Origin of the sequence: Nocardioides sp. 1609 (assembly GCF_004522105.1) — a bacterium.
Lineage (GTDB): Bacteria > Actinomycetota > Actinomycetes > Propionibacteriales > Nocardioidaceae > Nocardioides.
The window spans coordinates 371,087-385,149 of record NZ_SPUJ01000005.1 but is presented as its reverse complement, the minus strand read 5'-3'; the positions used below and the strand labels follow the sequence as shown (position 1 = coordinate 385,149).

12 protein-coding genes are annotated in these 14,063 nt (G+C 72.5%); 2 read left to right on the top strand and 10 right to left on the bottom strand.

Going from position 1 to position 14,063, the window contains the following annotated elements:
- Positions 1-24: 24 nt before the first annotated feature.
- From E4623_RS15630 to E4623_RS15595, 9 genes are all read right to left on the bottom strand, one after another.
- Positions 25-1,425, bottom strand: coding sequence for a pitrilysin family protein (locus E4623_RS15630; RefSeq protein ID WP_134767470.1), 1,401 nt, complete (start codon positions 1,423-1,425; stop codon positions 25-27).
- 70 nt (positions 1,426-1,495) lie between these two features.
- Complete coding sequence (locus tag E4623_RS15625) at positions 1,496-3,733, bottom strand: polyribonucleotide nucleotidyltransferase (RefSeq protein ID WP_134767469.1); 2,238 nt, start codon at positions 3,731-3,733, stop codon at positions 1,496-1,498.
- Positions 3,734-4,003: 270 nt separating this feature from the next.
- Positions 4,004-4,279: a 30S ribosomal protein S15 gene (rpsO, locus tag E4623_RS15620; RefSeq protein ID WP_134767468.1), complete on the bottom strand. Its 276-nt coding sequence runs from the start codon at positions 4,277-4,279 to the stop codon at positions 4,004-4,006.
- A 166-nt stretch (positions 4,280-4,445) separates the two neighbouring features.
- Positions 4,446-5,558 carry an exo-alpha-sialidase gene (locus E4623_RS15615; protein ID WP_134767467.1) on the bottom strand — a complete coding sequence of 371 codons (1,113 nt, stop codon included), beginning with the start codon at positions 5,556-5,558 and terminating at the stop codon, positions 4,446-4,448.
- A gap of 343 nt (positions 5,559-5,901) precedes the next feature.
- Positions 5,902-6,279, bottom strand: a complete 378-nt coding sequence (locus E4623_RS15610) for a GIY-YIG nuclease family protein (RefSeq protein ID WP_134767466.1) — start codon at positions 6,277-6,279, stop codon at positions 5,902-5,904.
- Between the two features lie 443 nt (positions 6,280-6,722).
- Positions 6,723-7,562: a hypothetical protein gene (locus E4623_RS15605; protein ID WP_134767465.1), complete on the bottom strand. Its 840-nt coding sequence runs from the start codon at positions 7,560-7,562 to the stop codon at positions 6,723-6,725.
- A gap of 14 nt (positions 7,563-7,576) precedes the next feature.
- Positions 7,577-8,713 carry a cysteine protease StiP family protein gene (locus tag E4623_RS23020; RefSeq protein ID WP_209020710.1) on the bottom strand — a complete coding sequence of 379 codons (1,137 nt, stop codon included), beginning with the start codon at positions 8,711-8,713 and terminating at the stop codon, positions 7,577-7,579.
- Positions 8,710-9,978, bottom strand: coding sequence for a phosphoribosyltransferase family protein (locus E4623_RS23015; protein WP_209020709.1), 1,269 nt, complete (start codon positions 9,976-9,978; stop codon positions 8,710-8,712). Before E4623_RS23015 ends, E4623_RS23020 begins: the two co-directional genes overlap by 4 nt.
- The gene (locus E4623_RS15595) at positions 9,975-11,147 is read right to left on the bottom strand and encodes an HpcH/HpaI aldolase/citrate lyase family protein (RefSeq protein ID WP_134767464.1); all 1,173 of its coding nucleotides are present in this window, start codon (positions 11,145-11,147) and stop codon (positions 9,975-9,977) included. The genes E4623_RS23015 and E4623_RS15595 overlap by 4 nt, the downstream gene beginning before the upstream one ends.
- A gap of 174 nt (positions 11,148-11,321) precedes the next feature.
- Between E4623_RS15595 and E4623_RS15590 the strand changes: the two genes are divergently transcribed.
- Positions 11,322-11,897, top strand: a complete 576-nt coding sequence (locus E4623_RS15590) for a TerD family protein (RefSeq protein ID WP_134767463.1) — start codon at positions 11,322-11,324, stop codon at positions 11,895-11,897.
- A 168-nt stretch (positions 11,898-12,065) separates the two neighbouring features.
- Here E4623_RS15590 and E4623_RS15585 read toward each other — a convergent pair whose 3' ends face one another.
- Positions 12,066-13,277 carry a hypothetical protein gene (locus tag E4623_RS15585; protein WP_134767462.1) on the bottom strand — a complete coding sequence of 404 codons (1,212 nt, stop codon included), beginning with the start codon at positions 13,275-13,277 and terminating at the stop codon, positions 12,066-12,068.
- 20 nt (positions 13,278-13,297) lie between these two features.
- On the opposite strand from E4623_RS15585, the gene E4623_RS15580 reads away from it, so the two are divergent.
- Positions 13,298-14,050 (top strand): HNH endonuclease family protein, encoded by a 753-nt coding sequence (locus tag E4623_RS15580; protein ID WP_134767461.1) that lies wholly within the window; start codon positions 13,298-13,300, stop codon positions 14,048-14,050.
- Positions 14,051-14,063 lie beyond the last annotated feature (13 nt).

The window sequence follows — 14,063 nt, the reverse complement described above, 5'->3', positions numbered from 1 at the left end:
CTGCCCCCGGAGCGGAGCCGGCGCCTAGGTGCTCGGCCCCACGATCGCCAGGACCTCGGGTCGCGCGAAGACGTCGGCGGCGATGGTCCGGACCTCCTCGAGCGTGACGGCGTCGATCTTGGCCATCACCTCGTCGATCTCGAGCAGCTCGTCGTGGACCAGCTCGGCCTTGCCGAGCCGGATCATCCGCGACGCGGAGTCCTCCAGGCCGAGCACGAGCCCGCCACGGAGCTGACCCTTGCCCCGCACCAGCTCGTCCTCGGTGATGCCGTCGGCGGCGACGCGGGACAGCTCGAGGCGGACGGTCGCGAGCACCTCGTCGAGCTTCGACGGCAGGCAGCCGACCGAGACGCCGACCACGCCGGCGTCGGCGTGGTGGGAGGTGAAGGAGTAGACCGAGTACGCCAGGCCCCGGCGCTCGCGGATCTCCTGGAACAGCCGCGACGACGTCCCGCCCCCGAGGGCGGTGTTGAGGACGCCGAGCGCGAAGCGCCGGTCGTCGTCGCGGGGGTAGCTCTCCATGCCGAGCACGATGTTGACCTGCTCGAAGGGCCGCGTCGCCTCGACCTGGCCGGGGTGCACCCGCACCCGCTTGCCGGTCCGGCGCGGGCCGACGGGGGTCTGCTCGCCGCTCAGGAAGGCGCGGCGGCCGAAGGCCTTGCGCACCTGACGGACGACGGTCGCGTGGTCGAGGCTGCCGGCGACCGAGACGACCATGTGCTCGGGCCGGTAGTGCTTGCGGTAGAACCTCAGGATCCGGGCCCGGTCGAGCCCGGTGATGGACTCCTCGGTGCCGGCGATCGAGCGACCCAGCGGCGACGTCGCACCCCACGCCTGCTCGGCGAAGAGGTTGTGGACGACGTCGTCGGGGTCGTCGTCGTGCATCGCGATCTCGTCGAGGATGACCTCGCGCTCGGCCTCGACGTCCTCGTCGGTGATCAGCGAGGAGGTGACCATGTCGCCGAGCACGTCGACGGCGAGCGGCAGGTCCTCGTCGAGGACCCGCGCGTGGAAGCAGGTGTACTCCTTGGCGGTGAAGGCGTTGAACTCGCCGCCGACCGCGTCGAGGGCCACCGAGATGTCGAGGGCCGACCGCTCGTGCGTGCCCTTGAAGAGCAGGTGCTCGAGGAAGTGCGAGGCCCCGTGCAGCGACGGCGTCTCGTCGCGCGACCCGACGTCGACCCACACGCCGATCGTCGCGGAGCGGGCGCCGGCCATCTGCTCGGTCACGACGCGGAGACCGCCCGGCAGGACCGTGCGTCGGACCTGCGAGGTGACGACCCCGCCGGTGTCGCGCACCGTCGAGAGGGTGCGCGTCGTGCCGACCTTCTGCGACGGCCGCGAGGCGGACGTCGCGACGGTGGTCGAGCGGGCCGTCGCGGCTTGGGCCTGCGAGGGCCGCGAGCTGGCGTGTGGGGACTGCATGCGTTCCATCATCCACTTCCTCGAAAACGACACTGACCCGCCAGCCGGGGCTGGCGGGTCAGCGTGCGGGTCAGACCTCGGCGTCGACCTCGGCGTCGGCCGTGTCGGGCTGGCCGGCCTCGGCGTCGTCCTCGACCACGGGGATCAGCGACAGCTTGCCGCGGTCGTCGACCTCGGCGATCTCGACCTGGATCTTCTGGCCGACCGAGACGACGTCGTCGACGTTCTCGACGCGCTTGCCGCCGACCAGGCTGCGCAGCTTGGTGATGTGCAGCAGGCCGTCCTTGCCCGGCATGAGCGAGACGAACGCACCGAAGTTCGTCGTCTTCACGATCGTGCCGAGGTAGCGCTCGCCGACCTCGGGCATCGTCGGGTTGGCGATCTGGTTGATCGCGTTGCGGGCAGCCTCCGCGGACTCGCCGTTGGTGGCACCGATGTAGATGGTGCCGTCGTCCTCGATCGAGATCGAGGCGCCGGTGTCGTCCTGGATCTGGTTGATGATCTTGCCCTTCGGGCCGATGACCTCACCGATCTTGTCGACGGGGACGCGCACCGTGATGATCCGCGGCGCGTGCAGCGACATCTCCTCGGGAGCCTCGATGGCCTCGCCCATGACGTCGAGGATCGCCAGACGGGCGTCCTTGGCCTGGGTCAGGGCCGCGGCCAGGACCTCGGCCGGGATGCCGTCGAGCTTGGTGTCGAGCTGCAGGGCCGTGACGAACTCACGGGTGCCGGCGACCTTGAAGTCCATGTCGCCCATGGCGTCCTCGGCACCGAGGATGTCGGTCAGCGCGACGTACGTCGTCTCGCCCTCGACCTCGCCGGAGATGAGGCCCATCGCGATGCCCGCGACGGGCGCCTTGAGCGGCACGCCGGCCTGGAGCAGCGAGAGGGTCGAGGCGCAGACCGAGCCCATCGAGGTGGAGCCGTTGGAGCCCATGGCCTCGGAGAGCTGACGGATCGCGTAGGGGAACTCCTCGCGGCTGGGCAGCACGGGCAGGATCGCACGGCGCGCGAGCGCACCGTGGCCGACCTCGCGGCGCTTGGGCGAGCCCACGCGACCGGTCTCGCCGGTGGAGAACGGCGGGAACACGTACTTGTGCATGTAGCGGCGATGCTTCTCCGGGCTCAGCGTGTCGAGCTGCTGCTCGAGCTTGAGCATGTTGAGCGTGGTGACACCCAGGATCTGGGTCTCGCCGCGCTCGAAGAGCGCCGAGCCGTGGACGCGCGGGATCACGCCGACCTCGGCGTGCAGCGGGCGGATGTCGGCGAGGCCGCGACCGTCCATGCGGATCTTGTCGCGCAGCACGCGCTCGCGCATGAGGGCCTTCGTGACCGACTTGAACGCGGCCCCGATCTCCTTCTCGCGCCCCTCGAACTGGGCACCGACCTGCTCGAGCAGCGACGCCTTGACGTCGTCGAGCTTCTCGTCGCGCTCCTGCTTGCCGAAGGTCGCGAGGGCCTCGGTGGTCGCGGCCGACGAGGCAGCGAAGACGGCGTCGTAGACGTCGTCCTCGTAGTCGAGGAAGACCGGGAACTCCTGGACGGGCTTCGCGGCCTGCTTGGCCAGCTCGGCCTGCGCGTCGCAGAGCTGCTTGATGAACGGCTTGGCGGCGTCGAGGCCACCGGCCACGATCTCCTCGGACGGGGCGGCGGCGCCACCGGCGACGAGCTCGTAGGTGCCCTCGGGCGCCTCGGCCTCGACCATCATGATGGCGACGTCGCCGGTGTCGGTGACGCGGCCGGCGACGACCATGTCGAAGACGGCGTTCTCGAGCTGGCTGTGGCTCGGGAAGGCGACCCACTGGCCCTCGATGAGGGCGACGCGGACGCCGCCGACGGGGCCGGAGAACGGCAGGCCGGAGATCTGGGTCGACAGGGACGCGGCGTTGATCGCCAGGACGTCGTAGGGCTGGTCGGGGTCGAGCGCCATCACGGTGATGACGACCTGGACCTCGTTGCGCAGACCCTTCTTGAAGGTCGGGCGCAGCGGCCGGTCGATGAGGCGGCAGGTGAGGATGGCGTCCTCGCCGGGACGACCCTCGCTGCGGAAGAACGAGCCGGGGATCTGGCCCACGGCGTACATCCGCTCCTCGACGTCGATCGTCAGGGGGAAGAAGTCGAAGTGGTCCTTGGGGTGCTTGCCGGCCGTGGTGGCCGAGAGCAGCATCGTGTCGTCGTCGAGGTAGGCGGTCACCGAACCGGCGGCCTGGCGGGCGAGGAGCCCGGTCTCGAACTTGACGGTGCGGGTGCCGAACTTGCCGTTGTCGAGAACGGTCTCGACGGCGGAGATGACGGGTTCTGTCACGTTGATCTTCCTGTTCGCGGCGCGATCCGCGACTGCCCGCGCACATGCCGGGCCCGGACATCTGCCGGGCGGGGCGTGGCCGATCTTCGATCGAGACCCGCAGGCCGTGCCACCACGTCAGTGGCTCGAGCTCCTGAAGGTCACTACCGAGGACCGGGCCGGACGGTGGCGCGGATCGCTCCAGTGGGTGGGTTTTCAGTTGTGCGCACCGGCGTACGAGCGCCAGATGCAGTAGTCGGGACCCACCCGATGGGTGGATCCCGACGACGGTCAGCGGCGCAGGCCGAGGCGCTCGATGATCGAGCGGTAGCGGTCGATCTCGGTCTTGCGCAGGTAGTTCAGCAGCCGGCGGCGCTGGCCGACCAGCAGCAGCAGTCCACGACGGCTGTGGTGGTCGTGCTTGTGCGTCTTGAGGTGCTCGGTGAGGTGGGCGATGCGGTGGCTGAGCAGCGCGATCTGCACCTCGGGCGAGCCGGTGTCGCCCTCGGTCGTGGCGTACTCGGCGATGATCTTCTTCTTCGTCGCTGCGTCGGTCCCGATGGACATGGCGGCTCCTTTTCGTCTCTTCGCTGCGCGGCGCGCCGGGGCCTGTTCTCCCGGGCACTCTGGATCCGCGGCCGTTGCACGGCGGTCAGTCGAGTGTCGTCGTCCTGTGAGGGACGGACATGACAGGTTAACGCGCGCCCGCGGTCGCACCCAAACCCGCGTCGCATCAGCCCTGCGGGGCCGCGGGCGTGTCCGGGTACGACGCCGCCCGCACCACCATGACGTCAGGCAGGTTGGCCACGACCTCGCGCCACGTCGCGCCGGCGTCGGCCGAGGCCCACACCGCACCGTTGCGGGCGCCGACGTAGAGCCCCGTGGGGCGGTGGTCGTCGGCGACCATGGCGTCGCGCATCACCCCGACCCAGCACGGGTCGGGCAGGCCGTCGTCCAGGGGCGACCAGCTCGCGCCGGCGTCCTGGGAGCGCCAGACCGCGGCGTGGGCACGGGCGGGGTAGCGGCCGCCGCTGCCCTCGAGCGGGAAGACGTAGACGGTGTCGGGATCGTGCGGGTCGACGACGACCGGGAACCCGAACTCCGCCGGCAGGCCCTCGGCGATCGACTGCCAGGTGGCGGCGTGGTCGTCGGAGCGGTAGACGCCGCCGTGGTTCTGCAGGAAGAGCCGCTCGGGGCGGTCCGGGTGGCGCGCGATCTTGTGGACGCACTGGCCGAACTCCGGGTACTGCTGCCCCTCGGGCAGGAACTCCGCGCGCAGCCCGTGGTTGCGCGGCGTCCACGACGCACCGCCGTCGGCGCTCTGGTAGACGCCGCCCGAGGAGATCGCGACGGTGATCGAGTCGGGGTCGGTGGGGTGCGGGAGGATCGTGTGGAAGGCCTGGCCGCCGTAGCCGGCGCCCCACGCGGTGCGGTGCGGGTGCTCCCACAGCCCGCGCACGAGCGCGAACGTGCGGCCGCGGTCGTCGGAGCGCCAGACCGCGCCGGGCTCGGTGCCGGCCCACACGACGTCCGGCTCGATGCCGGGGGTCAGCTGCCAGACCCGTTCCACGGTCGCGCCGTCGCCGGCGTCGAAGCGGATGGCGCCGCCGGGCGTCTCCTGCCAGGTCGCGCCGAGGTCGTCGGACCACCGCACCTGGGGCCCCAGCCACGGCGAGGAGGCGCCGGCGAACAGCCTCGGCGTCCCACCGCCACGGGTGTCGACCAGGCAGGAGTAGACCTCCTCCATGTCGTGGTGCGGCCCCGTGACGTCCCAGTCACGACGGGCGTCGTCGGAGGTCGCGATCCACAGGCCCTTGCGGGTCCCCACCATCAGCACCGTCGCCATCGAGTTCCTCCCGGGTCAGCCACGCCCGCCGGACGCGGACGTACGTCGTCCCTGCCTAGACCCCTCTCGAGCCCCAGAGTCATCGCCCACCCGGGCCCCCGCTGGTCGAGCCGCGGGGACGGAGTCACCGCGAGTCGAGACCCGACACCCCGGGGACGGGTCTCGACTCGGCTCGCTGACGCTCACCGGCTCGACCACCGGAACGACCCCCCGTTGGTCGAGCCGCGGGGACGGAGTCACCGCGAGTCGAGACCCGGCACACGAAGGGTCTCGACTCGGCTCGCTGACGCTCGCCGGCTCGACCACCGGAGCGGACCCCGCTGGTCGAGCCGCGGGGACGGAGTCACCGCGAGTCGAGACCCGGCACACCGGGGACGGACGGCGGGAGCCCGAGCCTGCCGCGGCGCTCGGCCTCGGCGATCTCACGCTCCCGACGACGGCGTGTCGAATAGCGCTCCGCGAGCGCTGGTAGATCGGCGTAGCAGCGGTCGATGAGAGCCTGTCGCTTCACCCGACTCCAGTTCTGGACCTGCTTCTCACGAGCGAAGGCGTCCGCGACGCGCTCGTACTCCTCGACCCACACGAGCTCGACCGGGCGACGTCGCTTCGTGTACTCGGCTCCTTCGCCGATCTCGTGCTCGTAGAGGCGATGCTCGAGGTTCCAGGTGCTCCCGACGTAGAAGGAGCCGTCCGCACATCTCAGCATGTAGGTGAAGGGCATCCACGAAGGATCGGTACCTCGTCGCCAGGTCGCCAGGGGACTCGACCCGCCTGTGGATGACCGCCTGCGCAACCGGTCGCGTGAACGCGTGGATGGTCTCGACTCGGCTCGCTGACGCTCGCCGGCTCGACCACCGGAACGGGCCCCGTTGGTCGAGCCGCGGGGACGGAGTCACCGCGAGTCGAGACCAGGCACACCGGGGACGGGTCTCGACTCGGCTCGCTGACGCTCACCGGCTCGACCACCGGAACGGCTCGTCCACCGGAACGAACCCGTTGGTCGAGCCGCGGGGACGGAGTCACCGCGAGTCGAGACCAGGCACACCGGGGACGGGTCTCGACTCGGCTCGCTGACGCTCGCCGGCTCGACCACCGGAACGGCTCGACCACCGGAACGGCTCGACCACCGGAGCGACCCCCGTTGGTCGAGCCGCGGGGACGCAGTCACCGCGAGTCGAGACCACCCGACGACACCGGGGCTCGACCCGGCTCGGCCACCGGGAGGCCGGCGTGCTGTGCCAGCCAGAGGGCGATCTCCTCGCCGGCGAGGACGCCGGTGGCGGCGGTGACGGCGCCGTCCCAGTCGTGGCTCTCGAGGTAGGCCCCCCTCGGGACCAGCGCGTGCCGCGCGAGGCGAAGCATCCCCTCGTCGAGGATCGAGTCGCCGGCCGCGGCGACCAGCTCGTCGTCGCCCGTCCCACCGCGCTCGAGCAGCCGGGCCAGGCCGGCCTCCTTGGTCAGGACGTCGGGCATCGCGTAGACCTTGGTCTGCTCGTGGGTCAGCCGCCAGCCGTCCTCGGCCGCGACCGCCTCCAGCTCCTCGACCCAGGCGTCGGGCACCGGGTCGCCGGTGAGCAGGAAGTAGCCGAAGTGGCCGTCGGCGTCCCGCAGGCCACGCACGTGCGGCGCCTCGGCGAGGTGGCGCACCCGGTCGGAGAACTCCGTCATCGGACGGCGCTGGGAGACCAGCGCCGTGGTCGCCCGGGCGTGGTCGGGGTCGGGGACGCCGTCGACGAGGAGCGCGCCGCCGTTGAGGCACAGCACCCGGCGGTACCGCGGCAACCGCAGCCGCAGCACCTGGTCGGGGGTGCGGGTCGTGCAGAGCACCAGCTCGCGGACGCCCTCCCCCGCGGTCATCCGGTCGAGGACGTCGAGGGCGCGCCGGGTCACGAACGCCCAGTCGCGCTCCTGGAGCACCTCGAGGCAGACCAGGTCGGCGGGCGGCACGTCGCCGATGCGCTTGTGGGACCAGAGCAGGGTGCGGTCGATGTCGGAGGCGAGCACGCAGGGTTCCTTCGTCAGGATTCGGACTGGGCGAAGCGCGGGTGGATGAGACCCATGCAGGAGAAGGCCAGGCCCTCGACGACCTCGACCGGGACGCCGCGCTGCTCGGCGAGCAGCTCGACGTGGCCGAGCTCGTGGCGCCGGTCGGGCCGCACGAGGATCCGCCACGGCACCCGGCGCAGCAGCACGCGGGTGGTCTCGCCGACGCCGGGCTTGACCAGGTTGACGTCGCCGATGCCGTAGGCGGCACTGACCTCCTCGACGGCCTGCCAGCCCGACCAGGACGGCGTCCGGTCGGTCCCGAGCAGGCGGGTGGCCTCGGCGCGGGCCTCGTCGGCGACGTCGTCGAAGTGCGCCTCGACCTCGTCGACGTAGCGGCGCGAGACGTCGCCGGGGGCCAGCTCGGCGTAGAACTTGGCGCCGTGGAAGTCGTCGGGGCCGATCAGCCGGTCGTTGAGGACGGTGCGCGAGACGAGCCCCGACACCGTGGAGTTCAGGCACGCCGACGGGATGAGGAAGTCGTCGCGGGTGCCGTAGACGTCGGTGCTGTTGGCCGGGTCGGCGAGCACGGCCAGCGAGGGGTCGAAGCGCTGGCCGGTGCGCTGCTCGAGGGCGGCACAGGCGGCGGTGAGCTCGCGGGAGATGGCGCCCTTGCCGGTCCAGCCGTCGACGAAGACGACGTCGCCGGGCGCGTGCCGCTCGGCGAGGTGGCGCAGCGCGACCTGGTCGAGGCCGCGGCCGCGCACGATCGACATCGTGTAGTGCGGCAGGTCGAGCCCGAGCCGGCGCGCGTAGCGGCGCAGCAGGATCCCGATCGGCGTCCCGGCGCGGGCGAGCGAGACCAGGGCAGCGTCGTCGCCGCGCAGGTCGACGACCAGGTGCACCAGCACCCCGGCGGCCAGCGCGACCCTGCGGGCCTGCTCGGCGAGGGCCTTCTCGAACAGCGCGGTGTACTCCGGGCTCGGCTGGTACTCGACCGGCAGCGACTCGGCGTAGTGCGCGGTGCCGGCCTGGATGGCGGCCTCGCGCTCTTCGACGGGCGCCTCGAGGTCGGCGTGGCTGAGGTCCTTGAGCAGCCAGGTGACGTCGTCGGCGGCGTAGGAGCCGAAGTCGGGGCCGTGCAGCGGGGTGGCGGTCGTGCGGCTCGTCACGGGCCCACCCGGACGACGACGAGGCGGTCGCACAGCGCGCGCAGCGCGGAGCGGAGCTCGGCCGCCCCGCCCTCCTCGGGCGGCGGCGTGGCGTCGTCGACGACGAGCACGACCGCGTCGAAGCGACCGGGCTCGAGGTTGTAGGCGAACCGCGGCTTGTCGTCGTCGGCGCCGTCGTGGGCAGCGAAGGTGATCCCGTGCCGGATCGCGTACGTCTCCTCGTCGCGGACGACGACCGGCGAGCGGGTCGTCGAGGAGAACGTCACCGCGGTGGCGGGCCGCGTCGACTCGAGGTGCTCGGCGATCCGGTGCGGGAGGTACATCAGCTCCTCGGTGCCGAGCACGTGCACCGTGCTCGCGCCGGCGACGTGCCGGCCGACCTCCTCGCCGAGCCCGGAGACGGCGGCCTCGAAGCCGTCGGCGTCGCCCGGGCCGAGTCCGTGCCGACCGCCGGTCGGGACGCCGTCGGGCCAGACGTGGCTCGTGGCGACCTCCACGGCGCGCTCGACGCCGGGGTGCGGCAGCGGCTCGGTCGCGGCGACGGCGGCCACCACGAGCTCGTCGGGCTCGTGGAGGGTGCGGACCTCGCCCGCCAGGAGCGAGACGAACGAGATCGAGGTGCCGAGCTCGGCGGCGACCTCGTCGGCCAGCGCCCGGGCGTCGTCGGGACGCAGGTCGACCAGCGCCGCCACGACGTAGGCCGGGCGCGCGGAGATCGCGTGCAGCTCGCGGACGGTGTTGAGGATGGTGCGGCCGGTGGTGAGCTCGTCGTCGACGAGCACCAGGGGGCCGGTGCCCTGCAGGAGAGCGAGGTCGCGCGGCTGGAGGCGGTGCGTGGTCGCGTGGCTGTGCTCCTCCTCGAAGCTCAGCGCCGACCAGCCCGGACGCCGCGTCGAGTGCAGTGTCGTGCTGCCCAGGGCGTCGGCCACCAGGTGCCCGAGGCCGGTCGCCGTCTCGGCGTACCCGACCACGAGGTCGGGGCGGACGCCGTCGAGGGCCTGCTCGGCCCTCGCCCCGAGCTCGGCACCGTGCCGGCGCGCCAGCGACGGGGCGACCGGGACGTGCTTGGCCAGGACGTTGGACACGATCAGGTGGGCGCGCTTGGGGTTGCGGCGCACGGCCAGGCCGACGAGCTCCTCGACCGCTCCGCCGTCCGGCGCGCCGGCCGGCCCCTCGACCGCGCGGGTCACCAGCTCGACCCCGGCGTGCTCGCACACCCAGGCACCGGTCCAGGTGGTCGTGCCGGAGCCGGCGGCGGGGCTCATGCCCGGTCCTCGTCGGTGGCTGCGGCGAGCAGGTCGACGAAGGTCGCCTCGGGCGCGGCCACGCCGAACACGTCGGCGCGCAGCATCAGCTGGCGGGCCCAGGCCAGGTGCGGGTTGGCCTCGTTCATCTTGTTGCGGTACGACGACCGGGTGACTCCCCCGCCGCCCTCCTTCGCCGACAGCACGCCGAGCGCGTCGTCGTGCTCCTCGTGGGTGACGACGGCGAGCGCGTGCACGACCGGGACGTGGCTGGGGTGGATGACGGTCTTGCCGATCAGCCCGTTGGCGCGGTCGAGCAGCACCTCGCGGATCAGCCCGTCGAGGTTGTGGGCGAGCAGCCGGGCCCGCAGGTCGCGGTCGTCCTTGCGGGCGAACGGCGACTCGCGCAGCTGCGGCTTGAAGATCCGGTCGGGCGCGGTGAAGTACTCCCAGACGGGCCCCGTCACGGCGTGCCCGCCGGGGCGGCCGAGCACGTTGACGACGTCGGTGACCGCGCTCGCGATCAGCCTCACGTCGTAGATCGTCAGGTCGCGGGGACGGCGCAGGGCGAACACCGAGGCCATGTCGGTGGCGCCGATCCGGACCGCGAGCACCCGCTCGGCGTGCGCGGCGAGGAGGTCGCGGATACCGAGCAGCTCGTCGATGCGCGACTCGTGGTACATCACCTCGGGCGTCTCGATGACCGGCATCATCGTCAGCCGGCGCCCCAGGGCGCGCTCGCAGTCGACGACGGCGTCGACGTACTCCTGGCCGCCGGCCGACGAGAACTTCGGCAGCACGAAACCGTCGATGACGGCGGCGCTCTCCCCCATCAGCCCGAGCAGCCGGGCCGGCTGGTCGGCGGAGCGGACCCGCACGAAGATCAGCGGGAGGTCGGTGCGGCCCTCCGGCGTGTAGAGCGTGGTGAGCTGCTCGGCGAGGTGGTTGACGGCGTACTCGACGGCGCCGTCGGGGATCGCGTCCTCGAGGCAGAGCACGCAGCTGGTGGCGCCGCGCGCGGCCATCCGCAGGACGTCGGCGGCCAGCTCGTCGCGCGTCGCGGGGATGTAGAGCGTGGCGCCGAGACCGTGGGCCAGCAGGTCGAGCGAGTCGTCGCGGTGCAGCTCGACGGGCTCCTTGTGGAACAGCTGCGCGCGGTCGGTCGCGTCGAGGAAGTGGAACTGGCGCATCGCGGTCCCGCTCTCATCCGGTGGTGCGTGGGGGGACGAGTGGCGGGCCGTCGTCCGAGGTCCGGGAAAGGATAGGTCGGCGGGGTTTCGCGCTCACCATCGCCGAGTAACCTCCGCAGCAACCGCCGGCGAACAGTTGCCGACGTCCGTCCCCGCACTTTCCAAGGAGAGAACATGCCCGTTTCGCTGTCCAAGGGTGGCAACGTCAGCCTGACCAAGATGGCCCCGTCGCTGCAGTCCGTCCGGGTCGGCCTCGGCTGGGACGCCCGGACGACCGACGGTGCCGACTTCGACCTCGACGCCACCGCCCTGGTCTGCGGCGAGGGCGACAAGGTCCTCAGCGACCAGCACTTCATCTTCTACAACAACCTCGTCTCCCCCGAGGGCACCGTGCGCCACAAGGGCGACATCCGCGACGGCGCCGCCTCCGGCGACGACGAGAGCATCGAGGTCGACCTCTCGCAGCTGACCCCGCAGACCGACAAGGTCGTCTTCAACGTCACCATCCACGACGCCGACACCCGCGGCCAGAGCTTCGGCCAGGTCAAGAACGCCTACATCCGCGTCATCGACACCTCCAACGACGCCGAGCTCGCCCGCTACGACCTGTCCGAGGACGCCTCCACCGAGACCGCCATGGTCTTCGGCGAGCTCTACCGCAGCGGCGAGGAGTGGAAGTTCCGCGCCATCGGCCAGGGCTACGCCTCCGGCCTGCAGGGCATCATCAGCAACTACGGCGTCACGCTCTAGGACGGGGGGCCGGGGTTTCCCCGGTCGACCGGGGAAATCTGAACTTGGGGGCCGGGATCCCGGCCCCCAAGTTCAGATTTGGGCCGCCCAGTCCGGGCTCGGGCCTCCTCAGACACGCCTGCACCCGCCAGCCACCGCGAGCCGGGGCCGCGACGCGGACGACGACCGCTACAGCCCGCGGAAGCGCTCGACCTGCTGCTTGACGGCGTCCTCGATCCGATCGGCCTCTCCGAGCAGCGCCCAGTAGTCGGGGTGCACGCCCTCCAGGGACGAGCGGAGGCCGTCGAGGCGCCGGGCCAGGGCGTCGAGGTCGCGGGCGACGGCCTCGCCGCCGGTCCGGGGCTGGTGGGTCACGAGCAGCTGGGCGTCGCGCAGCCGGAACCGCACGCGTCGCAGCAGCGCCTCGGGGTCGGCCTTGACCTCGCGCAACGCCGTCAGGCGGGTCATCGGCGCGTCGACCAGCCCGCCCGCGGTGTCGAGGGCGAGGCGCACCTCGTCGAGCAGCCGCAGCGGCAGCGCCCAGTCGGCGCCGGCGTCGACGAGCCGGTCGAAGTCGTGCAGCTTGGTGCGCGCCTCCTCCAGCGCGGCGTCGACCCGGCCGGCGGCGTCGTCGAGGTCGCGCCAGTTGCCGAGGCTGAACTCGCGCCGCAGCACCGCCAGGGTGTCGGGGATCCGGTCGCGCCGTGACTCGACGGCCTGCACCCGCGTGCTCAGCGACGAACGCCGGGTGCGGGCCTTGGCGACGCGCTGCGGGTACTCCTCGGCGAGCTTCTCGGCCTCGCGGGCCAGCGCCTCGAGCTCGGCACCGGCCTGCTCCAGCACGGGGAACCCGGACGCCGGCTGCCACTCGTTGGCGGCCACGGCCGCGGCGCGGGTGCGCGCCAGCAGGCCGTTGAGCTCGGGGACCTCGAGGCCGCCGTCCCGCAGCCTGGTCGCGGCCGCGGCGACCCGGCCGGCCAGCGCGGCGGCGCTCTCCTTGAGCGCGCGCCCCCGCTGGACCTGCTGCCCGATCCGGGTGAGCTCGGCGTCGTAGTCGCTGACGACCTGGTCCATCGCGTCGGCGTGCTTGGCGATCTTCGGCCCGGTGGCGGCGTACGCGCGGTGGGCCGCGCCGAGCTTGCCGGCGTCCGACGTCTCGTCGAACGGGTGCTGGTCGAGGACGTCGAGGTACTCCAGGATCAGCTTCTCCGCCTCGGCGTCGAGCACCCGGAACCGGGGCACCAGACCGGACGCCGCCGCCCGCTGCGGCAGGTAGGCCTGGAAGCTCTCCACCATGCCGCGCAGCGTGCGCTGCGAGCTGTCGAGGTGCTGGAAGTCGAGCATCAGCTGGTCGAGCGCCTGCTGCGTCGCCTCGAGCTGCGACGGCGGACGACGGGACACGGTCGTATCGTACGAGCACCGTGCCCACCCTCCGCCGCCCCTCCGCCCGCGTCGCGGTCGCGGTGTCCCTCGGGTCGCTCCTCCTCGGCTGCTCGGTGCCCGACCTCGCGCCGGCGGACGACGGCACCCGCGACGAGCGACCGACCCCGACCAGCGACCCCGCGGCGTCCCCGGCGCCCGGCGCCGACCGGGCGCGCGAGCTCCTCGGCCTGGTCCGGGTGGTCGAGCGGCGCCCGGACGTCCCGGGCTACGACCGCGAGTGCGGCCCCGACGGCGGCTGCGTCTTCGGCACCGACTGGAGCGACGACACCGACGCCCCCGACGGGCACAACGGCTGCGACACCCGCAACGACGTGCTCGGGGCGACCCTGCGCGACGTCCGGTTCTCCGAGCGGAGCCCCGACTGCGACGTCGTCGCCGGCATCCTCGACGACCCGTACACCGGCGGCAGGCTCGACTACGCGACCGAGGGCTCGCAGATCCACGTCGACCACCTCTTCCCGCTGGCGGCGGCCTGGGACCTCGGCGCCGCGGGGTGGAGCGCGGCGGAGCGCGCGAGGTTCGCCAACGACACCGACCTCGAGCTGGTCGCGGTCGACGGCACGGCCAACCTGCAGAAGGGCGACAGCACGCCGGCGAGCTGGTTGCCGCCGGCCACGACCTACCGGTGCACCTACGTCACGTCGTACCTCGAGGTCGCGCACGCCTACGACCTCGCGATCACCGCCACCGACGTCCGCGTCATCGAGCCGGTGCTGCGAAAAAGCTGCTGACCCGCCCCCGGGC

Bases quoted from the DNA above. Each gene is read 5' to 3' on its own strand.
- E4623_RS15630 (WP_134767470.1), bottom strand. From the start codon at position 1,425: ATGCAGTCCCCACACGCCAGCTCGCGGCCCTCGCAGGCCCAAGCCGCG.
- rpsO (WP_134767468.1), bottom strand. From the start codon at position 4,279: ATGTCCATCGGGACCGACGCAGCGACGAAGAAGAAGATCATCGCCGAG.
- E4623_RS15615 (WP_134767467.1), bottom strand. From the start codon at position 5,558: ATGGCGACGGTGCTGATGGTGGGGACCCGCAAGGGCCTGTGGATCGCG.
- E4623_RS15610 (WP_134767466.1), bottom strand. From the start codon at position 6,279: ATGCCCTTCACCTACATGCTGAGATGTGCGGACGGCTCCTTCTACGTC.
- E4623_RS23015 (WP_209020709.1), bottom strand. From the start codon at position 9,978: ATGAGCCCCGCCGCCGGCTCCGGCACGACCACCTGGACCGGTGCCTGG.
- E4623_RS15595 (WP_134767464.1), bottom strand. From the start codon at position 11,147: ATGCGCCAGTTCCACTTCCTCGACGCGACCGACCGCGCGCAGCTGTTC.
- E4623_RS15590 (WP_134767463.1), top strand. From the start codon at position 11,322: ATGCCCGTTTCGCTGTCCAAGGGTGGCAACGTCAGCCTGACCAAGATG.